23 protein-coding genes and 1 pseudogene are annotated in these 26,687 nt (G+C 46.4%); 18 read left to right on the top strand and 6 right to left on the bottom strand.

The features are described from left to right. The first annotated feature begins 160 nt into the window (after positions 1-160). The 3 genes from QUB20_RS05260 to rdgB all read left to right on the top strand — a co-directional run bounded on the left by QUB20_RS05260 (position 161) and on the right by rdgB (position 2,965). Complete coding sequence (locus QUB20_RS05260) at positions 161-1,585, top strand: phosphoglucomutase/phosphomannomutase family protein (protein WP_333243552.1); 1,425 nt, start codon at positions 161-163, stop codon at positions 1,583-1,585. Positions 1,586-1,741: 156 nt separating this feature from the next. Beyond that, a complete protein-coding gene (locus tag QUB20_RS05255) occupies positions 1,742-2,362 on the top strand; it encodes a hypothetical protein (protein WP_333243554.1) in 621 nt (206 codons plus the stop codon). A 15-nt stretch (positions 2,363-2,377) separates the two neighbouring features. Next, positions 2,378-2,965: an RdgB/HAM1 family non-canonical purine NTP pyrophosphatase gene (gene rdgB, locus QUB20_RS05250; RefSeq protein ID WP_333243556.1), complete on the top strand. Its 588-nt coding sequence runs from the start codon at positions 2,378-2,380 to the stop codon at positions 2,963-2,965. Between the two features lie 141 nt (positions 2,966-3,106). Here rdgB and QUB20_RS05245 read toward each other — a convergent pair whose 3' ends face one another. After that, positions 3,107-3,445 carry a P-II family nitrogen regulator gene (locus QUB20_RS05245; protein ID WP_006633346.1) on the bottom strand — a complete coding sequence of 113 codons (339 nt, stop codon included), beginning with the start codon at positions 3,443-3,445 and terminating at the stop codon, positions 3,107-3,109. 350 nt (positions 3,446-3,795) lie between these two features. On the opposite strand from QUB20_RS05245, the gene QUB20_RS05240 reads away from it, so the two are divergent. The 7 genes and pseudogenes from QUB20_RS05240 (at position 3,796) to QUB20_RS05210 (ending at position 11,530) form a co-directional block, all read left to right on the top strand. Continuing rightward, on the top strand, positions 3,796-5,094 hold the full coding sequence (locus tag QUB20_RS05240; protein ID WP_333243559.1) for an MFS transporter: 1,299 nt from the start codon (positions 3,796-3,798) through the stop codon (positions 5,092-5,094). Between the two features lie 453 nt (positions 5,095-5,547). Beyond that, a pseudogene (locus tag QUB20_RS05235) lies at positions 5,548-5,724 on the top strand (RNA-guided endonuclease TnpB family protein); the annotation flags it as partial. A gap of 72 nt (positions 5,725-5,796) precedes the next feature. Next, the gene (gene ilvB, locus QUB20_RS05230) at positions 5,797-7,632 is read left to right on the top strand and encodes a biosynthetic-type acetolactate synthase large subunit (protein WP_333243562.1); all 1,836 of its coding nucleotides are present in this window, start codon (positions 5,797-5,799) and stop codon (positions 7,630-7,632) included. Between the two features lie 326 nt (positions 7,633-7,958). Next, positions 7,959-9,362, top strand: a complete 1,404-nt coding sequence (locus QUB20_RS05225; RefSeq protein WP_333243566.1) for a serine/threonine-protein kinase — start codon at positions 7,959-7,961, stop codon at positions 9,360-9,362. Between the two features lie 204 nt (positions 9,363-9,566). Continuing rightward, positions 9,567-10,883 (top strand): FGGY-family carbohydrate kinase, encoded by a 1,317-nt coding sequence (locus tag QUB20_RS05220; protein ID WP_333243569.1) that lies wholly within the window; start codon positions 9,567-9,569, stop codon positions 10,881-10,883. A 105-nt stretch (positions 10,884-10,988) separates the two neighbouring features. After that, on the top strand, positions 10,989-11,333 hold the full coding sequence (locus QUB20_RS05215; RefSeq protein WP_106146328.1) for a hypothetical protein: 345 nt from the start codon (positions 10,989-10,991) through the stop codon (positions 11,331-11,333). Continuing rightward, positions 11,330-11,530: a hypothetical protein gene (locus QUB20_RS05210; RefSeq protein ID WP_333238396.1), complete on the top strand. Its 201-nt coding sequence runs from the start codon at positions 11,330-11,332 to the stop codon at positions 11,528-11,530. Before QUB20_RS05215 ends, QUB20_RS05210 begins: the two co-directional genes overlap by 4 nt. On the opposite strand, the gene QUB20_RS05205 is transcribed toward QUB20_RS05210, so the two are convergent. The 3 genes from QUB20_RS05205 to QUB20_RS05195 form a co-directional block, all read right to left on the bottom strand. After that, positions 11,515-11,712, bottom strand: a complete 198-nt coding sequence (locus QUB20_RS05205; protein WP_333291209.1) for a hypothetical protein — start codon at positions 11,710-11,712, stop codon at positions 11,515-11,517. The genes QUB20_RS05210 and QUB20_RS05205 overlap by 16 nt on opposite strands. A 170-nt stretch (positions 11,713-11,882) precedes the next feature. After that, a complete protein-coding gene (gene pcrA, locus QUB20_RS05200) occupies positions 11,883-14,231 on the bottom strand; it encodes a DNA helicase PcrA (RefSeq protein ID WP_333243573.1) in 2,349 nt (782 codons plus the stop codon). A gap of 209 nt (positions 14,232-14,440) precedes the next feature. Then, the gene (locus QUB20_RS05195; protein ID WP_333243576.1) at positions 14,441-14,824 is read right to left on the bottom strand and encodes a YkvA family protein; all 384 of its coding nucleotides are present in this window, start codon (positions 14,822-14,824) and stop codon (positions 14,441-14,443) included. 118 nt (positions 14,825-14,942) lie between these two features. Here QUB20_RS05195 and QUB20_RS05190 point away from each other — a divergent pair, with 118 nt between their 5' ends. Then, a complete protein-coding gene (locus QUB20_RS05190; RefSeq protein WP_333243579.1) occupies positions 14,943-15,683 on the top strand; it encodes an SIMPL domain-containing protein in 741 nt (246 codons plus the stop codon). 295 nt (positions 15,684-15,978) lie between these two features. Here QUB20_RS05190 and QUB20_RS05185 read toward each other — a convergent pair whose 3' ends face one another. Next, positions 15,979-17,238, bottom strand: coding sequence for a hypothetical protein (locus QUB20_RS05185; protein ID WP_333243582.1), 1,260 nt, complete (start codon positions 17,236-17,238; stop codon positions 15,979-15,981). A 695-nt stretch (positions 17,239-17,933) separates the two neighbouring features. Between QUB20_RS05185 and QUB20_RS05180 the strand changes: the two genes are divergently transcribed. From QUB20_RS05180 to proB, 7 genes are all read left to right on the top strand, one after another. Then, positions 17,934-19,115: a F420-0:Gamma-glutamyl ligase gene (locus QUB20_RS05180; protein ID WP_333051551.1), complete on the top strand. Its 1,182-nt coding sequence runs from the start codon at positions 17,934-17,936 to the stop codon at positions 19,113-19,115. Between the two features lie 191 nt (positions 19,116-19,306). Continuing rightward, complete coding sequence (locus tag QUB20_RS05175) at positions 19,307-20,632, top strand: GNAT family N-acetyltransferase (protein WP_333243586.1); 1,326 nt, start codon at positions 19,307-19,309, stop codon at positions 20,630-20,632. 278 nt (positions 20,633-20,910) lie between these two features. After that, positions 20,911-21,369, top strand: a complete 459-nt coding sequence (gene ruvX / locus QUB20_RS05170; RefSeq protein ID WP_333243589.1) for a Holliday junction resolvase RuvX — start codon at positions 20,911-20,913, stop codon at positions 21,367-21,369. Positions 21,370-21,682: 313 nt separating this feature from the next. Next, complete coding sequence (locus QUB20_RS05165; protein ID WP_333238411.1) at positions 21,683-22,261, top strand: DUF3727 domain-containing protein; 579 nt, start codon at positions 21,683-21,685, stop codon at positions 22,259-22,261. A gap of 247 nt (positions 22,262-22,508) precedes the next feature. Beyond that, complete coding sequence (mltG, locus tag QUB20_RS05160) at positions 22,509-23,633, top strand: endolytic transglycosylase MltG (RefSeq protein ID WP_333238413.1); 1,125 nt, start codon at positions 22,509-22,511, stop codon at positions 23,631-23,633. Between the two features lie 149 nt (positions 23,634-23,782). After that, positions 23,783-24,304 carry a YqeG family HAD IIIA-type phosphatase gene (locus QUB20_RS05155; protein ID WP_333035333.1) on the top strand — a complete coding sequence of 174 codons (522 nt, stop codon included), beginning with the start codon at positions 23,783-23,785 and terminating at the stop codon, positions 24,302-24,304. Between the two features lie 109 nt (positions 24,305-24,413). Continuing rightward, complete coding sequence (proB, locus tag QUB20_RS05150; protein WP_333051567.1) at positions 24,414-25,523, top strand: glutamate 5-kinase; 1,110 nt, start codon at positions 24,414-24,416, stop codon at positions 25,521-25,523. 1 nt (position 25,524) lies between these two features. Here proB and QUB20_RS05145 read toward each other — a convergent pair whose 3' ends face one another. Further along, positions 25,525-26,283, bottom strand: a complete 759-nt coding sequence (locus QUB20_RS05145) for a hypothetical protein (RefSeq protein WP_333243593.1) — start codon at positions 26,281-26,283, stop codon at positions 25,525-25,527. Between the last annotated feature and the right edge of the window lie 404 nt (positions 26,284-26,687).

The raw sequence follows: 26,687 nt of genomic DNA, 5'->3' as shown, positions 1-26,687 counted from the left end.
TCACTTTTTTCCTGGTGGCTAGCGATCGAGCAATTTGGTCACTAGCCCCCAGATTCATCCGCAGTCGCAATTCTTCAATCTAAAATCTAAAATCTAAAATCGGATGACGATCGACTGATAAACCCATAAAATAGACGGGTGACTCATGACTTGTGACTAAATGAATCCTATCAAATTCGGTACAGATGGCTGGCGCGGCATCATTGCTGACGATTTTACATTCGATCGCGTAGCGTTAGTCGCTCCCCTAGCGGCACAAGTTCTCGCACAAACCGGCGGCAGCGATGGCAGCAGCGGTACCGTAATTGTCGGTTACGACCGCCGATTTCTGGCTGAAGAATTTGCCTTCACAGCGGCTGTTGCCGTCCAAAACGCAGGATTTGACGTGCTGCTGAGCGAATCCTACGCCCCCACTCCAGCTTTCAGTTTAGCTGCCAAACAATTAAATGCTTTGGGTGCGATCGTCCTGACAGCCAGCCACAATCCCGGTGCATATTTAGGGTTAAAAGTCAAGGGCGGATTTGGCGGTTCAGTTTCGCCCGAAGTTACTCAACAGATAGAAGCAAAACTCGAAAATCCCGCGGAACTTTCAGCAACTCCCGGCAAATTGGATAATTTCAATCCTTGGCCAGCTTACTGCAAAACCTTGCGGGAAATGGTAGATATTGAGGCGATTAAAGAAGCGATCGCCAGCGGTAAAATTACAGTATTTGTAGATGTAATGCACGGTGCCGCCGCCGGAGGATTAGCTCAAATTTTAGAAGAAACGGTGCACGAAGTCAACAGCGATCGAGATCCGCTGTTTGGCGGCGGTGCACCGGAACCTTTGCCCCGCTACCTGTCGCAGTTATTTCGGGTGATGCGTACTCACCAGCGAAAAAGTTCTGGTTTGTCCATTGGATTTGTATTTGACGGAGATAGCGATCGAATTGCAGCCGTTGACTCTAGCGGCAACTTCCTCAGTTCACAAATCCTAGTTCCCATCTTAATCGAACATTTAGCTTCACGGCGCGGCTTGACCGGGGAAGTCATCAAAACAGTCAGCGGTTCAGACATAATTCCCAAAATTGCCAAGCTGTACGACTTGCCATTATTTGAAACGCCGATCGGTTACAAGTATATAGCCGATCGAATGTTAACCACCCAAGTCTTAGTCGGAGGCGAAGAATCAGGAGGAATTGGCTACGGTACACACATCCCCGAACGAGATGCTTTACTGTCAGCCCTGTACTTATTAGAAGCAGTGGTCAAATCCGGGGAAGACTTAAGCAAAATTTACAGCCGACTGCAACAAGAAACAAGCTTTACTTCAGCGTATGACAGAATAGACTTGCACCTAGCAAACATGGAAGAAAGGTCGCGTTTGCTGTCCCTGCTGCAAAATCAACCCTTAACAGAAATCGCCGGCAAAGCAGTTGTAGATTGCAACAAAGTGGACGGATATAAATTTCGTTTAGCAGACGGAAGTTGGCTGTTAATTCGGTTTAGCGGAACCGAACCAGTGTTGCGGCTGTATTCAGAAGCAGCGACATTGAAAGAAGTCATGCAAAACTTAAACTGGGCGAAAAATTGGGCGCATAATTAATCGGACTTTTCCACCGCAGATGAACGCAGATGAACGCAGATGACTCGATCTCAAATCTCTCTTTCTCTGCGTCCTCTGCGCCCTCTGCGGTAAAAAAAATCTTACTCACCAATGAAATACTATTGCTATATCAGATAAATTTTAGGATAAAAGAATATGGCATACAGCGATTTCAGCCTTGCGAGAGTCAAAAAAGATTTTGGATTAACCTTAGATGAAACTCGCAATTTATTTGCCGACACAAAACCAGTTTCACCATCAGAAATTTTAACAACAATCCTGATTGATTATGTACCGCTAGCAACTTTTATTTCCACAGAAAAAGCTCGCTCAGAATTTTTGATTGCCCCGATTTTAGCCGAAGTTAGGCGATTGTTAAACAAACGAGTTTCTCTTTTTTCCGGTAAGGATTTTACTGTCGATCCAGAAAGAGGTTTGCAAGGATTTTGCGATTATATTATTAGCGGTTCTTCAGAACAATTGTTCATCAGTGCTCCGGTTATAACAATTTTTGAGGCAAAAAAGGAAGATATTATTGGCGGTTTGGGTCAATGCGTGGCCGCAATGGTAGCGGCTCAATGTTTCAATCAAAACCAAGACAGTGAGGTCGATCGCATTTACGGCGCGGTGACGACGGGAACTAACTGGAAATTCTTGATTTTGGAGGAAACTACTGTTTATATCGATCCGATTGAATACTATATTCAAGATGTTGATAAGATTTTGGGAATTTTGTTGCAACCATTTTTCCAATCTTTTGTTAATATAGAGCCGTAAGTTTTAATAGAAATAATGACCGATCGCAAATTGCTAGTTGTAGCTACGGGCAATCCGGGTAAACTCAAGGAAATGCAAGTTTATCTTCAGGATTTGGGATGGGAATTGGAACTCAAACCGGAAGAGTTGGAAATCGAGGAAACAGGCGAAACTTTTATTGCTAATGCTTGCTTGAAGGCGTCTGAAGTCGCAAAAGCAACGGGCAAATGGTCGATCGCCGATGATTCTGGTTTAATGGTAGATGCACTCAACGGCAAACCTGGGATTTACTCCGCGCGCTATGGCAAAACCGATGCTGACAGGATATCTCGGCTTCTAAAAGAATTGGGAAGCGAACAAAACCGAGAAGCACAATTTGTTTGCGCGATCGCGATCGCCCGTCCCGACGGTACAATTGCCTTGCAAGTAGAAGGAATTTGTCGGGGCGAAATCCTGCACACTCCTCGCGGTACGGGAGGTTTCGGATATGACCCCATTTTCTACGTACCCGCACAGCAACAGACTTTTGCCGAAATGACACCGGATATCAAGCGATCGCACTCTCACCGCGGCCGAGCCTTCCACGCTCTCATACCACAAATGGCGAACCTTGTCAACCCCTAATGAGTAAAAAAGCCAAAACAGTGGGTCACTGTGGCATTGGATATTGAGACTTAGGTATCAGAACTAAACAGGAAATAGGTTTTTCCTGGGCAAAGACCAGTTACCAAATACCAATGCCCAATGCCCAATGCCCCCAGTATCTTAGATAGCCTCCAAGTTCTTTTCCCCAGTCCGAATCCGAATAATTTGTTCTACAGGAGAGATGAAAATCTTGCCGTCGCCAATCTCGCCCGTGCGGGAAGCCGCGATAATTTTATCAACCACCATGTCAACCTGATCGTTTTCCACAACAATCTCGACCTTGAGCTTTTGCAAGAACTCAACCGTGTACTCAGAACCGCGATAGCGTTCTGTCATGCCCTTCTGACGGCCAAAACCTCTAACTTCAGAAACAGTCATCCCCACAATACCAGCATTGACGAGTGCGATTTTCACTTCGTCTAGTTTAAAGGGGCGAATAATAGCTTCAACCTTTTTCAAGTTTTTCACTCCTAACAGTTAGTACCTTCGTTATATTACTTAAATCGCGTGACATCTTTTAATATCACTGCTAGTATTAAGTATTTTGTAAAATATACTACCTTATTTTGTACTCGCGATGAGAGGCACGCCAATCTTTAACAATATTCTCCCATTGGCCCGAGGCGCGGGCTCTCCGCTCCGATAGATCGCGGTAGAGTGAAAAAGACCCAAGCCCTCCGCCACGGATCTGCTAAAACAGAAAAAGAACCCAGGAGACAGGAGTTTTCCGAGTTTCCGCTTTGCTATGTCAGATTTGCACATATTGCTGAAAACTATAATTGCCAGAGGCGGTCAGTTAAACTATTCTTATGCACCCAGCCAGCCCTCCCCCTGACCGCAGCGGGCTTGATGCCCTACTGAGAAATCGCCCCTTCCTCGCCTTGTGGACGGGCCAGTTATTGGCCCAAGTGGCGGATAAAATCTTTTACGTATTGCTGATTATTCTGCTGAAAACCGGCGACTACCGACCCTGGCCGGTTTCTTGGCAACATTCGGAAAATTCTATGCTGTCAGCGGTGATGATCGCCTACACCGTGCCAGCGATCGTCTTTGGTTCCGTAGCCGGTATCGTGGTAGACCGCTTTTCCAAAAAGCAAATGCTGGTCGCCTGCAACGTGATTCGAGCCGGGTTGATTGTAGCTTTGCCGTTTTTGCCCAAAGCTTTTGTGGTTTTGTTGACGATGACGTTTTTAATCTCTACCGTAACGCAATTTTTTGCTCCTGCAGAAGCGGCAGCAGTCCCCCTGGCCGTGGGGCGAGAGGGACTGATGTCAGCAAATGCGCTGTTCGCCTCGTCCACAATGGGCGGGATTATTATCGGGATGACGATTGGCGAACCGCTGTTTAGTTGGGTCAAACACAGCTTCGGAGCAGCTTCTCAAGAGTTTTTGCTGGGCGGGTTGTACCTAATCTCAGCAGGTTTGATATATGCCATGCAGATCAAAGAAGGTCATGTCGGCAGCAGTGGCAAAAACGTCCATCCTTGGCAAGACCTCAAGGAAGGTTTGCGGTATGTGAAACACAATCACCTTGTCAGCAACGCGATGGTGCAGTTGACCATTTTGTATTCCGTGTTTGCGGCGCTTCAGGTGCTGGCGATCGCGCTTTCAGGCAAAATAGGTCTCAAAGAAACTCAATTTGGCTTTTTACTCGCTGCTGCGGGAATTGGAATGGTCTTCGGCGCCGCCTTTTTGGGACACTGGGGCCATCAAATGCACCACAAACCTCTGCCTTTAATCGGTTTCTTGATGATGGGTTTTGTATTAGCAATGTTTGCCTTTGCCAGACACCTTTGGGTGGGATTCGGATTGAGCGCTCTGTTCGGTTTTGGTGCTTCCTTAATTAACGGCCCGATGCAGGCTCTGATTCAAGAAAAAACTCCCGAATCTATGCGGGGTAAAGTCTTTGGATTTGAAAACAATGCGATTAATATTGCTCTGAGCCTGCCTTTAGCACTGACTGGCCCGCTAACGGATGCTGTCAGTAATGCCGTCGGCGACGATGACTTGGGCTTGCGGATCGTGTTGCTGGGTTTGGGCTTTTTGGTCTCGGTGATGGGCATGGCAGCTTGGAAACATACTCGCAAAGTCTTGCAGGATGTTCTCTGAACTTTGCCAAGAAGGAAGAAGCAAGAGGGCTTGGTTTTCGCGATCGATCCATAACATAGCAACCGCCCTGATGATTAGGACGTTCTTAATTGCTCAAACGATTAGTTTTTCTTGTCGAATGCCGAATCAAGAATGCTATAGAAGCGTCATATCACGGTAAACCGACATAGAGGCAGCGATTTCCTCTGTGTCTTTCTTCCTCTGCTGTTCCACAATTTATCGATCGGACACCGCCCGATCGCCAAACTTTTTGTAAAATATCAGCAGTCAAATTTTCAGAGTTTGACTATTGAGATTAAAGTATAGCCTTTCGATCTCTCATATGAGGTACTCATGGGCATAGGGCATAGGGCATAGGGCATAGGGCATAGGGCATACCTCACCACGCTTGAGAACCGCTATAGTATTATAAAACATCATTAAGATTGTAAACATCAATAGACAATGGTAGTATCATATAGCCAGATGATTAATGCCGATGCTAACGGGTCTTATAATAGTATTTTGAGAAAAGCAATCCCAAATGCGTTTAGCGATGGGATAGGGAGCTGCGTAGTTCAGCCGAGGCGGGTTAATCCGCTCAAAGTAAAAGCGAAAGGGGAGGGACTTCATGCCTCCCACGTCATGTAATAGATGACTATAGTTTTACAAGCTATAAAAGCTTTCATTAAAAAACATAATTAGTTTAAGGAAGGAAATACTGTGCAACTAAAAACTAAAGTGACAATCAGGCGTGCAACTGGTGGATTTGCTCTGATTGACAGCTTGATCCGCCACGGTGTCAAGCATATTTTTGGTTATCCCGGTGGCGCAATTCTGCCGCTTTACGACGAACTCTACCGCGCTGAAGAAACTGGCGCTATCAAACATATTCTGGTGCGCCACGAGCAAGGCGCGGCTCACGCGGCTGACGGATACGCCCGCGCTACGGGCAAAGTTGGAGTTTGTTTTGCTACTTCGGGCCCCGGCGCCACTAATTTAGTGACGGGGATTGCGACGGCCCACATGGATTCGATCCCGATGGTAATTATTACCGGTCAGGTGCCCCGTCCGGCGATCGGCACTGATGCGTTTCAGGAAACAGATATTTACGGGATTACCCTGCCAATTGTCAAGCATTCCTATGTAGTACGCGACCCGAGAGATATGGCGCGAATTGTGGCAGAAGCTTTCCACATCGCCAGTACAGGGCGGCCGGGGCCAGTCTTGGTTGATGTACCCAAGGATGTGGGTTTAGAAGAATTTGACTATCTGCCCGTGGAACCCGGATCGGTGAGAATTCCGGGCTACCGGCCCACGGTGAAGGGAAATCCTCGGCAGATTAATCAAGCAATCTATTTGCTGCAGGAAGCAAAGCGTCCTTTGCTTTATGTAGGCGGCGGGGCGATCGCAGCCGGGGCCCACGAGGAAATTAAGGAACTGGCCGAACTTTTCCAATTGCCGGTGACGACAACGCTGATGGGCAAAGGTGCCTTTGACGAAAACCATCCTTTGTCGGTGAAAATGCTGGGGATGCACGGCACTGCTTACGCTAATTTTGCCGTTACCGAGTGCGATTTGCTGATTGCTGTGGGGGCGAGGTTTGACGATCGCGTGACCGGCAAATTAGACGAGTTTGCCGCGCGCGCTAAGGTGATTCACATCGATATCGATCCAGCGGAAGTCGGCAAAAATCGCGGCCCTGACGTGCCGATTGTCGGAGATGTCCGCCAAGTTTTGCTCGATTTGCTGCGCCGCTGTCGGGAAACTGGAGTTTCGGGGAAGGCCGGACAGACTGCGGAATGGCTGCACAGGATCGATCAGTGGAAACAGGACTATCCGTTAGTTGTGCCTCATTACCCAGACATTTTGTCTCCGCAAGAGGTGATTTCGGAGTTGGCTACTCAAGCGCCGGATGCTTACTACACAACAGATGTCGGTCAACATCAAATGTGGTCGGCTCAATTCTTGAACAACGGGCCGCGCCGCTGGATTTCGAGCGCTGGTTTGGGCACGATGGGTTTCGGGGTGCCGGCTGCGATGGGCGCGAAAATGGCGCTACCCAATGAGCAAGTGATTTGTATTGCTGGCGATGCTAGCGTGCAAATGAATATTCAAGAATTGGGAACATTAGCACAATACGGCATTAATGTCAAGATTGTGATTGTAAATAACGGCTGGCAAGGCATGGTGCGGCAGTGGCAGCAGGCGTTCTACGGGGAGCGTTATTCGTCGTCGAATATGACTGTGGGGATGCCGGATTTTGTGATGCTGGCTGAAGCTTATGGCGTGAAGGGGATGCTGGTTTCGCAGCCGGAGGAACTCAAAGATGCGATCGGTCAAATGCTCGCTCACGAGGGCCCGGTGCTGATGAACGTCAAGGTGACGAGGGACGAAAACTGCTATCCGATGGTAGTTCCAGGTAAGAGCAACGCTCAAATGGTTGGTTTGCCCGAACGTAGCAAGTTGCAATCTGCGGAGTTGGTTTATTGTCCGAGTTGCGGCGCGAAGAATGTTTCGAGCAATAAGTTTTGTCCTGAGTGCGGGACAAAAGTTTAACGAGTTTTGAGTGGGGACTTAGGCAGTGCCTATTAGTCTCAACTTAAGCTCAAACGTAGTCATAGACTGCTGTTTATCGCTGAGGCCAGATCCCCCCTAGCCCCCCTTAAGAAGGGGGGAACCGGAGCGATCTCAAAGTCCCCCTTCTTAAGGGGGATTTAGGGGGATCTGGCCTCCGATAAAAGCGAGAAATACAAAGGTTTCAGACTTAAGTTGACACTAATGGGTAATGCCATGTCCTTACCCGGATCTGCTGTTTCACGTTTAACACCATATCCGCTGGCATCGCATCGAGAGCTTTAATGTGTAATCTCTAAGCATATTTTATGAGCCAGTGTCTCAACCCTGATTGCCTATTCCAAAACCCGTCTGGCTATACAAAATTTTGTCAAAAATGTGGAAATAAACTGCTATTGGGCGATCGCTACGGAGCACAAAAAATTATTGGACAAGGGGGATTTGGGCGCACTTTTCTAGCTATTGACGAGTATAAACCATCAAAACCTCCCTGTGTTATTAAACAATTCTACCCCCAACTTCAAGGCACTTCTAGTATCCAGAAAGCTGCTGAGTTATTTGAGCTTGAAGCAGTCCGCCTAGAACAGTTGGGTAAACATTCTCAAATTCCCGACTTATTAGCATATTTTAGTCAAGATGGACGGCAGTATTTAGTCCAAGAATTCATCGACGGTGAAAATTTAGCCCAAACACTAGAATCTAAGGGATATTTTAGCGAAACGCAGATTCGCGACTTGCTTAATAATTTATTGCGCGTATTCGAGTTCATTCATTCCCGCAAAGTAATTCACCGAGATATCAAGCCAGAAAATATTATTCTCAGACAAGATAGGCAACTGGTTTTAGTTGACTTTGGAGCCGCGAAATATGCGACACAAACGGCTCTAGGGCTAACGGGAACGAGAATCGGGACGGCTGGATATATGGCACCAGAACAAGCCAACGGTAAACCGATTCATGCGAGTGATATTTATAGTCTGGGTGTCACTTGTCTGTGTCTGTTAACTGAGGTTGAGCCGATTGATTTATTCGATGATAGCGAGTTTGAGTGGGTGTGGCGAGAACACTTAAAAACATCTGTCAGTTCGGAACTGGGTCAGATTTTAGATAAAATGATACAACCTGCTATTAAAAAACGTTATCAATCTGCTACTGAAGTTTTGCAGGCTCTTGCTTCTCAATCACCTCAATTATCAGCTCAAACACATCCACAGGCACCGCCCCCAGACTCGCTTAAATCAGCGCAGGGTGTTGACTATACTCGTCTGCGGGATTTATTAGCAGCAGGAAAGTGGAAAGAGGCGGATCAGGAAACACTCAAGGTAATGCTGAAAGTAGCTAGACGGGAGAAGGAAGATTATTTTGATACGGGCTCAATTGATAATTTTCCTTGCGATGATTTACGCACCATCGACCAGTTGTGGGTAAAATATAGTCAGGGTCGCTTTGGTTTTAGCGTCCAGAAAAAAATTTGGTTGGAAGTGGGCGGCAAAGTTGATTGGGATACTGAAAAGAAGCTAGGCGATCGTGTAGGTTGGCGAAAGAGGAAAAAGGGGAGGAAAGATTGGTTGGAGTACGATGATTTAACCTTTAATCTGCAAGCACCAGAGGGCCACCTACCGTGGGTTCGTTGTTGCGTGCAGGTGGGGTTTGGTTTGGTGGGCTGGTGGGGTTTGGTTCTCTTCTCTCGCATCGAGAAATGTAAGCTGTAATATATAGCGATTTCTGCCCTTTGTTAAGCATTTTTTTAAGGATAGTTTTCTACGAAGTTATCGACTTTTCGTCATTTCAATACCTGCTAGTTACATTAATAATAACTGCCAATAAAAGTCAGAGATATCATTAAACAACTAGAGGCAGGATGCAAATAAACTTTGTGGTTTCGTCAAATATAGGAAAATTCGCGGGAGTGGCAAATGAATCTTTATTTGGGAATAGATTTCGGCACCACGGGCGCCCGATCGACTGTCATAGACTCCCAGGGTACAATACATTGTGAAACCGAATATACTTTTGCCACCAACGGGCAACAACAGCCTGAATTGCCCTCGGTGTGGCAAAATGCGCTGTGGGATTCGATCGAGCAAATTCCCCCAACAATCCGCAATCAGGTAAGGGCGATCGCCATTGACGGCACATCCTCCACTGTCATGCTGTGCAATACCGAGGGTATACCAGTATGCGAGCCGATTTTATACAATGATGCGCGCGGTGCAGCGGTGACAGAGAGGTTGCGGGCGATCGCGCCGGATAACCACACAGTATTGAGCGCTACATCCAGTCTGGCAAAACTCCTGTGGTTGCAGGAGGGCGGGCACGGGGGCACCGCCCCTACGGTTTTCCTGCATCAAGCTGACTGGTTGGCTTTTCTGCTGCACGGCAAATTGGGAATTAGCGACTATCACAATGCTTTGAAACTCGGTTTTGATGTTGATACTTTGTGCTATCCGAATTGGCTGACACAGGGAATTGCGGGCGCTGCAACGCCTGAATTGCCGCAAGTTGTCGCACCGGGCACGCCTGTGGGGGAAGTGAGTGCTCAAGTGGGCGATCGCTTCGGTTTTCCCCGCGATTGTATGGTTTGTGCTGGTACAACCGATAGCATTGCCGCATTTTTAGCAAGCGGTGTTAATTTACCAGGGGAAGCAGTAACTTCTCTCGGTTCTACACTAGCAGTTAAACTGTTAAGTCATACCCGCGTAGATGATTCTAGATACGGGATTTACAGTCATCGTTTCCCCCCCTTTTGTAGGGGCGGTGCCCCCGTGCCCGCCCTGGCAGGCGATTTGTGGTTAGTTGGAGGTGCTTCTAATACTGGAGGTGCAGTGCTGCGACACTTTTTTACTGATGCTGAGTTGGATAATTATAGCACACAAATTGCTCCAGAACAAGAGAGTTTGCTGGATTATTACCCATTGTTGAAAAAGGGCGATCGCTTTCCGATTAATGACCCAAATTTGCCGCCCCGACTCGAACCGTGTCCGACTGATTCAGTGGAATTTCTGCACGGTTTGCTAGAAAGCATAGCGCGGATTGAAGCGCGGGGATATCAATTATTGCAAGAATTAGGTGCAACTCCTTTGACAAAGGTTTATACTGCTGGCGGCGGGGCAAAAAATTCGGTTTGGAGTGCGATTAGAAAGCGTTATTTAAAAGTGCCTGTAGTAACGCCAATTCATACTGCGGCTGCTTATGGAAGTGCATTATTGGCGAAGCATGGAACGCAAATTTAAAGGTGGTAAATTTGGACTGATATCGCTATCGATTAAAACTAAAATGAGAGGAAGCAAACATTCTGATATATTGTTTTAAGTTGTTATCCCTAAAAATTAAGGACAATGGCAAAGCTACCTGATGACATCCTGAACACAATTTTCACATTGCAGCGGCGGCTAGTGGAAATCCTCAACGAAACAACCGCCACAGAATATATATTCATGCAGCAGTTTGGCGAGACAGAAGCGACACTCCCCGAACTAGAATCCCTGGATAATATTAAGGAAAGGTTGAGAACCTCTTACAATCGTTTGTACAGGCTTTTGCAGCAGGTGGCAGAATCTCAACCCGCTGCGACTGCGGATACGTTAAACTTTCTGTATGGAACGATAGAAGACGGAGAGGCAATTGTCGATGCCTCAGCAGCAAGCATTCAAGAAATCAAAATGGATTGGAACTTACGATGAATCAACAACCTAGAATCCCCGACGCTGAAACCAGAAAGCGACACGTTGAAAAGATGCGTGAAGTCTGCCGACAGTTGGACGCTTTCAATTTGAAGTTAGATGAAGCGATTGCCATATTTGAAGCTGATAACCGCCGCCAGCGTCGAGAACGTTTGGCGGGTAAATACAGGCGTGTGGAATCTCAGGTAGCCGAATAAGATATGAGATGTGGCATCATTGTTAATAAGTCTTTTATGAACAGGCAAGATGCCTGTTCCACAAAGAGTGAATTTTCTTGTGGAACAGGCATCTTGCGATGTTGCATTATTGTTAATAAGTCTTTTATGAACAGGCAAGATGCCTGTTCCACAAAAAGTGAATTTTCTTGTGGAACAGGCATCTTGCCTGTTCTTGAAAATGGTGCAAGATGTGAGATAAGATCGATCGAGGGGCGATTCCCTACGGGAGAGTCTTGAATCATTTCTTTTGAGTCCCCTCTGTTCGGACGCAAGGTTGTGTAGTAACGGTTTTAACCGCCGACTCCTATCGGGAGTTTTCAACACTTTTTTATTACACTCGCTGCAACTTAGCTGTTCTCGGATCGATGATTTTTCGACCCAAACCCGAAAACTTAATTGCCAGATTAGTTCTCTCGCCTTCCCCCAAAACATGGGTAATTTCTCCAACTCCAAAAGCATGATGAAAAACCCGATCGCCCGTTTTCCAATCCGCTGATTGAGAATTCCCAGAATTAGCTGCTGAATTATTAGTTTTTCCCTTGGAAACAGCCGTTTTCCCCGCTTTAGTTTTCTTCGCAGATCCAGCCAGCAAATGTGTCGGCAATTCCCCTAAGAATAGGGAAGGGGTGCAGTGTTCCCGGAAACCTCCCCAGAGGCGGCGTTCGCGAGTGTGGGTGAGAAATAGCAATTCCTGGGCGCGAGTGATGCCGACGTAGCACAAACGGCGTTCTTCTTCGATCGCTTTCGGGTCGTCCAAACTGCGGAAATTGGGAAATAAACCCTGTTCCATTCCGACTAGAAATACTACGGGAAATTCTAACCCTTTAGCGGAGTGCAGCGTCATCAACGACACGCGGGAGTCTTCTTCCTGCAAGTCATCTAAATCCGATGCTAAAGATGCTTTTGCTAAAAATGATGTTAGCGTCGGTTCTTCGTTTTGTTCTTCAAATTGCAGCACTGCATTGTACAATTCTCTGACGTTTTCTATGCGATTTTCTGCTTCCTCGGTTCCTTGATTTTTCAAATCTTCAATGTAGCCTGAATCTTGGATAATTCCTTGGACAATTTGCGAAGCCGGCAGAGTTTCAACTTGCGATTGCCAACGACCAATCATTTCGGCAAACTTAATAATAGCTTTTGCCGATCGCCCTGCGAGAGTATTGACAGAAGATTCATCGCTGAGGATTTCCCACAACGGAATGCCCAATTGAGTTGCAGCGTCTTCGACTTTGGAAAATGTGGTATCCCCAATGCCGCGGCGGGGAGTATTGATGATGCGTTTGAGGCTGACGCTATCGTCGGGATTGGCAAGCGTCCGCAGGTATGCTAGGATATCTTTGATTTCTTTGCGATCGTAAAACTTCAGCCCGCCGACAATATTGTAAGGAATGTCTAAACGCATTAACGCTTCTTCAAAGGAGCGAGATTGAGCGTTTGTGCGGTAGAGAATCGCAAAGTTACTGCCGTTTTCGTATTCGGAGTTTTGGCGCTTCAAGGAATGAATTTGACCTGCTACAAATTCCCCTTCATCTAATTCGTTGTCGGCGCGCCAGACAACAATCGGAGCTCCCGGTTCGCGAGTCGGCCGCAGAATTTTCTCGATGCGTTCGGTATTGTGTTCGATCAAGTGGTTCGCGACTTGCAGGATGTTTTCGCGCGATCGATAATTTTCCTCTAATTTTACCATCGTCTGAGTTTTTTCGTCTGACAAACCATCTCCAAAATCCTCTTGAAATTCCAGCAATATGGTATAATCTGCCATCCGAAAGCTGTAAATTGATTGATCGACATCGCCCACGACAAAAATCGAGCGGTTTTGCCATTTGTCGAAGTTTTTCGGGTCGGCGTTATTTGTTACCAACATCCGAATCAAATCGTATTGAGTGCGGTTAGTATCTTGGTATTCATCCACTAAGATATGGCAAAACTTTTTATGCCAGTAACTTAATACTTGGTCGTTTTGGCTCAAAAGTTTAACGGGAACCAGGATTAAATCGTCAAAATCTAGGGCATTGTTGGCTGCTAAAGCGTCTTGGTAGCGACTGTAAACATCGGCAATCACACGACCTCGATAATCCGGTTCTGCTGCTTGGTATTCTTGAGGCGACCAACCTTTATTTTTAGCGTTGCTGATGACATAGCGGACTTTTCGCGGGTCAAATTTCTTGTCGTCGAGGTTCAGGGTTTTTGTAACAATTTGTTTGACGAGACTTTGAGCATCGGACTCATCAAAAATCGAAAAGTTTTTCTTCCACTGGCGGCCTTTTTCGTCTTGATATTTCTCTATGTCGTAGCGAAGAATCCTGCCGCACAAAGAGTGAAAAGTCCCCATCCAAATGTGTTTGGTAATTCTTTGGTAAATTTGCGATCGCAATTTGGTTTGCACATCCGGGGCTAAGTCTACCAAAGGTTTGCCATATTCGGCTTCAGCTTGCTGAGTTGCCAGCAATTTCTCAATTCTTTCTTTCATCTCCCTGGCGGCTTTATTTGTAAATGTCACCGCCAGAATATTTTCTGGATCAACTCGATGGGTGCGAACTAAGTTAGCAACTCGGTAAGTTAGAGCTCTGGTTTTGCCGGAACCAGCGCCCGCTACTACTAACAGCGGCCCGTTATAATGGGCAACTGCTTGGCGCTGAGATGGGTTGAGGTGGCTGAGGAAATCAGTGGTTTGAGTCATAGCTAGAAAGTTAGTTTAATTTTTTAAGGGGTAAATAATACTTGGTATGCGATACCGCGAGTTCTTTTAACCTAATGTGTACCTAGCGCACCCTATATTATAACTAGAATGGTAATTTTTAAAACTTTAAATATTTTTGGAGCCAGCGAGTTGTTTCAGGTAAGGTGCTGGGCGCGCACGCTACACAATAACTAGATAGGTAATTGTTTTTAACGTTTAAATATCCGTGTCAGCCAAATTGCTGCTAATATTCCCAAGCCAATCCAGATGGCAATAATAACAACAGCCGCAGCCCTATTTATCGGTTTTCCTCGCTCTATTTCTGCGGCTGCTTTTTCCCGACACTCCGCTAAAACCTGTGGCGGAATCATCTTCAGTACCAGCCAAATTCCCAAGGGTACAATTATCAAATCGTCCAAGTAGCCGAGAATTGGTATGAAATCGGGAATTAAGTCGATCGGGCTAAAAGCATAGGCCACCGTAAGCCCTGCTAAAATTATGGCGTACCAAGGTACTCTCTGGTCTGTACTGGTTAAATAAACCGCGTAAGTCTCTTTTTTTAGTCGGGGGGCAACTTGTTTTAAGCATTGCATATAATGACTAATAACTAATACTTTTTTTAGTTACTAAAAATGTAACAACCCGGATATTTAGCACTTTCAGTGGGAAGGTAAAGTATAGCATCTGTTGTATGTGAGGAGAATCAAGTTTATGAATTCAAATTTGCAACGTCGCGATCGCATTAATTTCCGCAGTCTGGTAACAGCGTTGTGTTTAACCTTAACTCTCGTTAGTTTTGTGAGATTAGATCCGGCTGCTGCTCAAGAACAGCGGATCAGAACGTTGACTGTTACTGGGCGGGGTGTGGAAGCGATTCCTACCACCCAAACACAAGTGAGGCTGGGGGTTGAGGTGCAGGGGAAAACGGCGGCCGAGGTGCAGCAGGAAGCGGCGAGACGATCGTCCGCTGTGGTAGAGTTGCTGCGATCGCGCCAAGTGGAAAAACTCGAAACTGCCGGCATCACCCTCAGCCCGACTTACAGCTACGAAAACAACCAGCAGCGCTTGACTGGCTATACAGCGACGAATACCGTCAGTTTTCGGATTAATACTGCATCTGCAGGCACTTTGCTCGACGATGCGGTGAATGCCGGAGCCACACGCATCGACGGTGTGAGTTTTGCCGCCACCGAAAGTGCGATCGAACAAGCTCAAAAACAAGCACTCAAAAAAGCAACTCAAGAGGCTCAAGCGCAAGCGGATGCAGTCTTTAGCGCGCTCAACCTCAAGCGAGGAGAGATTCTCAACATTCAAGTCAACGGTGCGATCGCGCCGCCTCCAATGTATCGGCAATTGGCTGGTGCTCGCATGGCTGCTGCTGACGCTACAACGCCTGTGGTGGGGGGGGAACAGCAGGTAGAAGCTTCTGTGACTTTGCAATTTGGATATTAATAATATAGTTAGGGGTTGAACTGGCCACATCAGCTTGACCCTAACTATTTCTCGATTTATCAAGCAGCTTTTTCTACAAAAAACTTTAGCCGTTTTAACCACTTCTGCCAGTAGTCTAGAAACGAAATCTCTCCTTCTTCAGGGGGAGAGTTCCTCAATAAATAGACTCTCTGTTAAACCGTAGGCGATCGCATTTCTCATACACAGAAAAGAGTGGACTCTTTTCTCAGATCCACTCTCTGTTAAACTCTCTTAGCCCTAGCTTTAACAAGCTAGAGTTAAGTCCTTACTTTACCTAGTCCTTAATGATTCTCTTGTCATGAATGACCACTTTGTCCTTGAGTTCAGGATTGCCGGAGATGTGAATATCGCTATCCTTATTTTCCTCTGCGTCGGATTCGGCTAGATATTGGGCAGATGACTTAAAATCCTGCGCTGCACGTTTAGCAGATTCGGCTGCATTTTGGGCCGATGATTTTAAATCATGCGCTGCACCTTGAGGAGATGGGGTTGCATTTGGGGCAGAGGACCTAAAATCAGGCACTGGAGGTTTAGCAGATTCGGCTGCATTTTGGGCAGATGATTTAAAATCATGCCCTGCACCTTGATGAGATGGAGTTGCATTTTGGGCAGATGACTTAACATCCTGCTTAACATCCTGCGCTGCACCTTTAGCAGATTCGGCTGCATTTTGGGCAGATGACTTAACATCCTGCGCTGCACCTTTAGCGGATTCAGCGGCGCTTTGAGCAGATGATTTCATTGATTCGGCTGCACTCTTACCAGAGGACTTAAGCGATTCGGCTGCGCTTTTTATAGATGGCTCAACTGCTTTCGCTGTATCTTTTACACTCGATCTCAGATCCTTAGTTGCCCCCTCAATTTCCTGAGCTACAGCTTTGGCAGAAGGCTTAATTTCATCAGCCGTACTCTTAATAGAGTCCGCTGCACTTTGTACAGAAGGCTTGACACCTTCGACTGTCTGCTTGACTGACTCTTTTACTTCTCTAATCGTAGGTTTGACTTCCTCGGATGCACTCTTGACTGCATCTACTACAGAAGGCTTGGCTTCCTTAACTGTCTCATTGACAGATTCGGCTATACCTTTAATCGAAGGCTTGGTTTCCTCAACAGTCTGCTTGACTGCTTCTGCTGTAGCTGTGATAGATGGTTTAACTTCCTCAGCAGTTTCCTTTACTACCGTCCCTAGGTCTTCTACAGTGTGTGTAATACCGTCTGCTACAGCGTGTGCTGCATCCCCTAAATTATCTACAGCACGGTTAACAGTATCAGCAGTACCTTTACCAATCATCGCGCCAGCAACTGAGCCTGCTACAGCACCAACAATGCCTCCAGAGCGAGCACCGAGTATTCCACCGACTGCTGCTCCAGCTATCCTAGCACCAATGCCTGAGCCTGATGATTGATCTTCCTTTGATTCTGCATTTTCGTTAGTCTGAGCCTGAAGCTGCGCGTTTTCGCTATTGTCAACATTCTTTTCCTGGAAGTCAGGATTGGCTTCAGGTTGGTTAAAAGGCTGCTTATTATCAGTCATAGATATCCTTGGGTATTACTGTTACATTTACTAGGCTAACTATATACTTCTCAGAAAATCTACTGCCTAAGAACTAGATTTGGACTGTTACTTAAGAAGTAGATTCTCAAAAATACTTACCGCTACCGCGCTAGGGACTCGCTGTTCATTCGACCTTGAAGAAGCTGGAGGCGCGCGATCGCACATCGGGAACAGTCTTAGCTTAGCAATCTTAAAATAACTCCTTTATCCCGACTTGTTAACCGATTAAAATTAATAAACATTCTAAACTAATGTGAATTTCCAGCTTATAATTTAACGCTTAAAAGCGAGATTATATATATTTATAAAACCAAATATAATATTAAATTATTGAATTAAGTGATTTGTTTTGTGGACGTTGCTGATTTACGCTAGGAAAGGTTAAATATGCAAGTCAGAGAAACCAGTATCCACAAAGATTCGGGATTTTCAACTGATTTTTTTCATGCCCTGATTAAGCAAGGCCAGATTTTGGAGTTATCTAACTCACGAGGAGAGCTCTTTGAACAGCAACTTGACCGCTTTAGCCGCCAGAGGCGATCGCACTTACGTGTAATTGGGCTAAGCTCGATCGCCCCCAACAAACTCAGCACAATCCAATTACTACCGGATCAGCGCTCAAAGTACCCGATATCGACTACAGTAAACACAAAATATTATTGGCGGTGATTTGAGTGATTGAGACTTTAGCAACAGGAATCGCAGCAGCCGGTTCGCTGCTAGCATTGGGCGGATTGGGCCTAGAGTTGAACTATCGCCGGACTGGAAGTGCAAATAAATTAGAACTAACAGCCGGAGAATGGCACTTAGCCATCTCGGAACCCAACCGCTATCTTTTAGTCGGGGAAATGGAGTTCCGCAACCTGACACAGCGGTTTGAGATTATGTTGCCGGAAGTGCGGGCACAAGTGAAACTGCTGTCAGACGGAAGTTTGGATGGCGTTACCTCCGAGACAAAGGTGATTCCTTGCCACAAAGACGCAGCAGCCAGAGCAGACGATTACTGGTTCGGCTATATTGTTAAAGCCCAAAAAAACACGAAAATTAAAGTTTCTGTAGACATTCAAGGGCAAGATTTAACCAAATTGCAGTCAGCTTGGGTGCAAGTACATTACGTCACCTACGGCCCGGGCGGCCGCATCCCCAAAGTCCGTAACGTAGTAGTTCCCCTGCAATTTCCCAACTCGGAGACAGTACCTAATGCCCGAAATGTCGGAGTTGCCGAAGTTTTGCCGATTCGCACCCACATCCTGACGGAATTGGACAATCCCGTCGAAATTGTCAAGCGGTACGTGCTGCCGCGCGCCCAGAAAGGCGATATTGTCGCCCTCGCAGAGACTCCCTTGGCTTTGATGCAGGGACGCTATCGCCATCCCAGCGAAGTCAAACCAGGATGGGCGGCAAAGCGAGTGTGCTTGTTTTTCTTGCCGATGTCGAGTTTGGCCACGGCTTGCGGGATGCAGACGTTGGTTGATGTAGTAGGCCCTTGGCGCGTAGTCGCAGCATTTGCGATCGGCGCTGTGGCTAAAATATTCGGTAAACCGGGAGTCTTTTACCAACTTGCAGGGGAACAAGCCAGACTGATTGACGACGTTACCGGGACTTTGCCTCCCTTCGACCAATTTATTGTCCTAGGCCCGGACAATCCCCAGCAAGTTGTAGAAGAAATTCAACGAGAAACCGGACTTGCGGCGGCGATCGTAGACGCTAATGACTTGAAAGCAGTTAAGATATTAGCAGCGACCTCCGATTTATCGGTAACATTCTTAGAGCAAGCCTTGCGAAGCAACCCCGCCGGGAATGCTGATGAGCGAACACCGGTCGTTGTAATTCGACCTCTGCCACAAAAATCTTGAGTTGAAAACAGAAAATTAAAAATTCAAAAAGATGATTTGCAATTTTTAATTTTCGATCGCGCAAGAAAGGGAGAAGAATAAAAAGTTATAAGTTTTGAACTCAAAATTTACCCATTCAGAACTCAAAACTTCTCTAACTCTTCCCCTTTCTGAATTTTTATTTTTAAATTTCCATTATCCACTTTTATGCTATGACTTCATTTCCCTCCCAAAACCAAAACCAGGTTGTGATTCGCCCGTTTCAGTATCGCGACATCGAGGTGATGGAACAACTGTGCGCGGAAACAGCCGAAGAGCCAGAAAACAGCAAGGGCGGAAGCTGCGACGTGGTACTAGGTAGAAAGTTGCAGCAGATTCGCCGCTGGTACGGACTACTAAAGATTGTTAGCTTGTTTCCCAACCCCTGTCAGTCCCTGTTCCGGGCCCACGTTGCCGAAGAAGAGGGGAAAGTTAAGGGCATAATTCAGATTTCTCCTTTCAACCGCACCCGCAGCACTTGGCGGATAGATCGCATAGGAGTAGACCCGGAAGCCCGCAGCAAAGGAATTGGTTCCATGCTGCTGCGGTACTGCTTTGAGGCAGTCTGGGAGGCGCGGACATGGCTGTTGGAAGTGAATGTCGGCGACAAAACTTCCTTGGCTTTGTATCGGCAAAACGGGTTTCAGCCTTTGGCCCAGATGACTTACTGGACGATCGCCCCAGAACGCCTGCAAGAAATGGCTTCCTCGACGCCAGATTTGCCCAACCTGCTGCCGGTTAGCAACGCCGACGCTCAGTTACTATACCAACTGGATACCGCGTCTATGCCCCCCCTGGTGCGCCAAGTATTCGATCGGCACATTCAAGATTTCAAAACCAGTTTTTTCGGCGCTTTAGTCGAAGGTGTCAGACAGTGGCTGGCCAAAACCGAGGTAGTCAGCGGCTACGTGTTTGAACCGCAGCGCAAAGCCGCGATCGGCTATTTTCAGGTGCAGCTATCCCGCAACGGCCACCAGCCCCACGTCGCCCAGTTAACTGTACACCCGGCCTACACTTGGCTTTACCCAGAATTGCTGTCCCAGATGGCGCGCCTTGTTCAAGATTTCCCGATTCAAAGCCTGCAACTGGCTTCCGCTGACTATCAGCCGGAACGGGAAGCTTATTTAGAGCAATTTGGAGCAGTGCGCTTGGAACACAGTTTGCTGATGTCTCGATCGGTGTGGCACAAATTGCGCGAGTCCAAGTTGGTCTCTCTCGAAGGACTCCAGCTATCAGAAATGCTGCAAAGCTTCCAGCCAACTCGCAAACCCGTACCCGGCCGGATGTCCTGGCTCGGCCCGATGGCTGGGGAAGCAGCAGCAGGGCCCGCGTCGTCTGAGATAAAACCTCTGTTGGCTGACTCAGGAAACAGCCAAACGAATCAAGTTAACCCCTTGAACTTCCAGAATTCCGAATCATCGGCAACAGATAGCAGCAGCATTTTGCCTCTAAAATTGCCCGAATTGCCTCTAGACGAAGGCTCCCAAGACAAAAGTTAATACTTAATAGTTAAAAGCAGAAGGTAAAAGGTAGAAGGCAGAAAAAAAGAGAATTAATCATCAAAGAAATTCCTTTTTTCTGTCATAATTCCAAAACCTCCCTTCTGCTTTTAATCTTTTAATTATTAATATCAACCTAAGATTACCTATCTTATTCTTACTTTCTTCACTTCTTCCTTCGCGTCCTTCGCGTCTTCGCGGTTCGTTAAATAAGATTATTTCCGCAAAAAAATAGTAAATCTAAAATCTAAAATCTAAAATCTAAAATCTAAAATTGAATGTCCAACGATAAATTATGGATTTCAGCACTGGGATTAGATATCGGCCTTAAACGAGTCGGCATCGCCGGGTGTGACGGCACGGGTTTAATAGCTACGGGCATTACAACACTGGTACGATCGTCCTTTGATCGAGACGTAGCTTATCTCCGAGAACTCGTGCGAGAGCGGAGAGTGCAAATTTTGGTTGCAGGCTTGCCCTACTCCCTGAGCGGAGAATTGGGCGCTCAAGCCCGACAGGTGCAGAAATATGCCAATCGCATCGCCTCCGCCTTAGAGCTCCCCCTAGAGTACGTGGACGAGCGCCTGACTTCGGTTGAGGCAGAGGAATTGATGAAAACACAAGGGATTTCGGTGTCGCAAAATAAGGGTGCGATCGATCGCAAAGCCGCAGCCCTGATTTTGCAGCAGTGGCTAGACGAGCGGAGGCAAAATATCTCCGCCCTTCCCAATCCTTGATAGCTTGTAACAGAGGCGTGATATCCTGGTTGTGCAAGTTTGCTACGCACACCTGTAACCCTTGACAAACTGGAGAAAATTCTGCTGTACCCTCGGTACTGAAGAAGCACAAAATCGTGATTTGTCCTCAGTGTCGGTTGCTGACTCGACTGAGATTTAAACGCTGCACTCCTCGCCTGTGGAAAAGGCCGCGAGTCTCGCGGTTTAAGCTGGTGGACTGGCGATCGCCCATTTAGCCAGAATATCGCCACGAAAATTCCCAATTGTCAAGCAAACGTTACTGAATTATTGACGGAAAACTAAGATACACGCGATGTCCTCATCCCCATACCGCAAAAAAGAGAATGGCAATTCCAACGAAGAGTCCGTCACCTTGACGGATGAAGTTGGGCGATCGCTGACTTGCAACATAGAATATTCTATGAATCTCGAAGGTCAAGAATACGCTTTGCTGCTTCCGATTGACTCACCCGTAGAAATTTTTACTTGGCAGGGAGACGAGACGGACGAAGCAGCAATTCCTGTAGAAGACGAGACGGAAATTGACAAAATTTTTGAGACTGCTAAAGTTGTCCTGCAAGAGCAGAACTTGACGCTCCGACGCACAGCGGTGACGCTGACTGTGGTTGGCGAATTGCCGGAATTTCCCGAAGAGGATATGGCATCCGATGTCGATCCCGATGAGGAGTCGGATTTCGAGGAGCTGATGTGGCTGACCAGTTTCTACCACGAAGAACAGGAATATGCGATTTATACGCCTCTAGACCCGTTCTTTATCTTGGCTAGAATGGATGATGACGGCAAGCCAGAATTGCTCTCGGAAGAGGAGTTCCAAAGGCTGGAACCGATGTTACCTATGCTGGAAGACCAGTTTTTTGACGAGCTTGATTAGATATTAATTGCAGGCAAAAAACCTGATGGCAAAAAGCAGAATTTTTTACTATTTTATAAAACAGTAAACTGCTAGCCCGATCGAACTTTCTCGAGGTGGCCGCTTCTGCCTTCGCGATCGGGCTTTTGAATTGGGCCGCGTGGATTGGGTCTTTTAAAGGGCTTGTATTCGTAACTTTTCGGTCATCAATCGCAGGTCATCAGTCATTAGTCGCTAGTTACCCGCCGCTTATCCAGGACAACGGACTATGAATAAAGAACAAATGACAAAAGGCAGCGCGCGCGAGAGCCGAAAAGGAACTCCGCAAGTCTCTAAATGGTTGTTTTATCTGGCTTTGCTGCCGGTAATCTGGGGAGTTTGCGCTTGGCAAGGCTGGGCTTGGTGGAGCTGGGCTTCGGCGCCTCCTAAAATAGCTGAAACGTCAACTTCCACGCCAGAGGAGGATGCTGTTTCTATCCAAATCCCGGAGGGTACTCCTAGTCAAAAAATTGGCCGGGATTTAGAGGCCGCGGGGTTGATTCGATCGAGCTCGGCATGGAATATGTGGGCCCGCTGGATGACTCTGCAAAACCGCGAGGGAGGTTTTCAAGCAGGAACTTACCAACTGTCGCCGACTCAGCCTCTGAGTGCAGTTGCTGACAAAATTTGGAAGGGCGAAGTCGCACAGCAGAGTTTCACGATTCCCGAAGGGTGGTCGCTGCAACAAATGAGCACTTATTTTGAAGCGCAAGGCTTTTTTCCGGCTAAGGAGTTTATGGCGGTCGCGAGTCAAATTCCTTACGCTCAATACCCTTGGCTGCCGAGCGGATTGCCTCATTTGGAAGGTTTTTTGTACCCGGATACTTATCAGCTAGACGGCGATAGAATTACTCCTCAAGCTGCGATCGCACAAATGCTCACCCGTTTCGAGCAGACAGCTTTGCCGGTATATCAAAAAAATCAGAATAATACAACGCTATCTCTCAAAGAATGGGTGACTTTGGCCAGTATTGTAGAAAAAGAAGCTGTGGTTGCTTCCGAGCGGAACCGCATTTCTGGAGTGTTCAACAACCGTCTGAAAAAGGGTATGGCGTTGGGATCTGACCCGACAGTTGAATACGCTCTCGGTATCAGGCAAACTAAGGAAAAGCCTCTGACTTTTAAGCAAGTAGAAACGCCTTCTCCTTACAATACTTATATAAATCCAGGACTACCCCCAACTCCGATCGCATCTCCGGGAATAGCAAGTTTGGAGGCGACTCTGACTCCAGAAAATACAGAATACCTGTATTTTATGGCGCGGTATGACGGCACTCACATTTTCAGCCGCACGCTGGCCGAACACAATGCTGCTGTGGCTCAAGTTGACCAAAAAGTGCGATCGGGTCAATAGATGGGCAATGACTAATAAAAAAGTAAAAAGTCAAAAGTAACCCAGGAAAAGCAATAATTATTCACTTTTGATTTTTTACTTTTTCAATCTTTAACTCCCAATTTCTTATTTCTCAATCTAAAATCTAAAATCTAAAATCTAAAATCATTATGACTTGGGGTAAATTACTACAGCCTGACTTAGTTCTAGGCGATTCAGTCATGAAGTTAACGGCTGATATTCTGCAGAAATATCAGATAAAAGGATTAGTATTGGATGTGGACGAAACTCTGGTTCCCATTACGGCAATGAATGCTTCTCCTGAACTCAGCTTGTGGGTACAAGAAATTAAACCGGTGGTATCCCTATGGTTGGCGAGCAATAATTTAAGTCAAAATCGGATCGGTAGAATTGCTGATTCTTTGAATCTACCTTACATCACGGGTGCGGCTAAACCGTCCCGCCGCAAGTTGCGAACAGCAGTGACGGCGATGAATTTGCCGGTGGAACAGGTGGCGATGGTGGGCGATCGACTTTTTACTGATGTTTTAGCAGGCAATCGTTTGGGTATGTTCACTATTTTAGTGGAACCAATGGTTGATGCTGGGTATGCGCTTCGCAAGTATCCGGTGCGCTCTTTTGAAGTTTGGGTTTCTCAAGCTTTGGGGGCTTCTCTGAAAATTAAAGATTAAATAGGGCATAGGGCATAGGGCATAGGGCATAGGGAATTGGTAACTAATGACAACAAACAACAGTCAACAGTCAACAGTCAACAGTCAACAGTCAACAGTCAACAAACCAATGACTAAAACTATTGTTGTTAAAATTGGAACTTCGACTCTGACTCGATCGACTACAGGAAACTTAGCTCTTTCAACTATTGCTGCATTGGTCGAAATTTTAGCTGATTTGCGGCAGCAAGGTCATCGAGTAGTTTTGGTTTCTTCGGGTGCAGTTGGGGTTGGCTGCGCGCGCTTGGGTTTGACGGAACGCCCGCGAAATATTGCTATGAAACAGGCTGTGGCGGCTGTGGGCCAAGGGCGGCTGATGCGTGTGTACGATGACTTGTTTACTACTCTACAACAGCCGATCGCTCAAGTATTGCTCACCAGGGGTGATTTAGTGCAGCGTAATGGTTATGTTAACGCTTGCAATACTTTTCAACAACTGCTCAGATTGGGCGTGATTCCGATCGTCAATGAAAACGATACAGTAGCGGTAGACGAGCTTAAATTTGGCGATAACGACACGCTTTCGGCGCTAGTAGCGAGTTTGGTAGAAGCAGATTGGTTGTTTGTACTCACAGATGTCGATCGGCTGTATTCCGCCGATCCGCGCAGCAATCCCGACGCACAGCCGATCGCCCTAGTCCAAAGTATGGCACAGCTCACAGAATTTCAGGTGCAAACAGGAGATTCCCGCAGCGGTTGGGGAACCGGCGGTATGGTGACAAAAATTGAAGCAGCCAGAATAGCAACTGCATCGGGAGTACGGACTGTCATCACTGACGGCTGCTTTCCTGGTAATATCGAGAAAATACTTAACGGAGAGTCGATCGGTACTCAATTCGAGCCTCAACCGCGCCCTGTAAACGCTCGCAAACACTGGATAGCTAACGTGCTAATTCCGGCAGGAAAACTATATTTAGATGCGGGTGCTGTCAAGGCAATTTCCCACGGCGGAAAATCGCTTTTAGCTGCGGGTATTGCTCAAGTAGAAGGAGAATTTCAAGCTGATGATTCCGTGCAGTTGTGCGATGCAGCCGGCAAGCAAATTGCTAGAGGACTTGTGAATTATAGCAGTTTAGAACTGAGACAAATCCAAGGCTGCAAGTCAGAGAAAATTGCTGAGATTTTAGGCTATGCAGGCGTCGAAACGGCGGTACACCGAGATAATTTAGTGATTGTTTAAACTAACAAATATCGAGAAAGTCGATCGGGCAATGAGCAAAGGCAGAAATTGAGGATATTTGCAGCACAGTCTTGCAAGAATTTGTTTGGCTGTGTCTGAACAGCTCGTTCATCGCTTCTGTAAACAGTTCAAATACATTTTGTGCTAATTCTAAAGCTGCTTGGCATTCCGCATTAGTAAGTTTAATCTCTGCTAAAACTTCCAACATCTCTGGCGTGTTTAAAAGGTGATAATTTTCTAAACCCCCATAACCTCCTCCAAAATCAACAGATTCTTTTTGGTTAATTTGCTGTAATTCCATTACCACTGCTAGCGCCGCCTCAAAAAAAACTTGGGCAGTTCCTTCGAGGACTTCCACTAACACCAGTTTCTGAATGGGAGAAGCTTTCCAAGCGTAGCGTTCCAGCACTGAACATAGCGATCGAGTTTTTTTAGTTTCTTCACCCCAAAGCAGTCTGAAATCGCCGCAACTCATTAATTGGTTTAAGCCCAGCTCATCTAAGTATTCTAGATAGTCGTGCCAGTAATAGTTTTTTTTATAAGTATATTTATTAATTAGTTCCTGAACTTGGCTATTACTAGAAGATTCTCGCAATACATATTTATTTAAATCGCTCAATCCTACAGCCAAAGGAGCGAGTACAGGTGCAAAAATTAGTCGTTGATTCGCGTGAATGTGTTTATTGGCTAGAAAGTCAAACAAGGGCAATTTGGCAAACTCTTGCTTTTTTGGTTCAATGAATGCTACAATGGCTTTCATACTTTTTTCGCCTGAATAGTTGCTGTCAAGATAATCTTCATACCTCTGTTAATTATCTATATTTTTGAGCCTAAATAATTGTGTTTATTATCATATATATTTGTATTTTAGATCATAGATAAGAGTGTTTGCAGTCACAGCAAATTGTGACCGAAAGCATACATGATACAAGCCCCCGGATTCATCCGTGGAAAAATAAAAAACCTGTATCCGATAAAGGAGCCCCGAATTTATCCGTGGGGTCGATGGCTTCAATTCTAAAATCTAAAATCTAAAATCTAAAATCGATTGACTTGTATCATACAGCATATTCCATGTATATGCGGTACACACAATCTTGTCGTAAGCATCGGTGCGTCGCCACCAGTCAATCTGCAAGTTTCATTAAACATGAGCAGATCCGC

It is taken from the genome of Microcoleus sp. B4-C2 (genome assembly GCF_036705265.1).
In the GTDB taxonomy this organism is placed as follows: domain Bacteria; phylum Cyanobacteriota; class Cyanobacteriia; order Cyanobacteriales; family Microcoleaceae; genus Microcoleus.
This window is presented reverse-complemented; position numbering and strand designations above follow the sequence as displayed.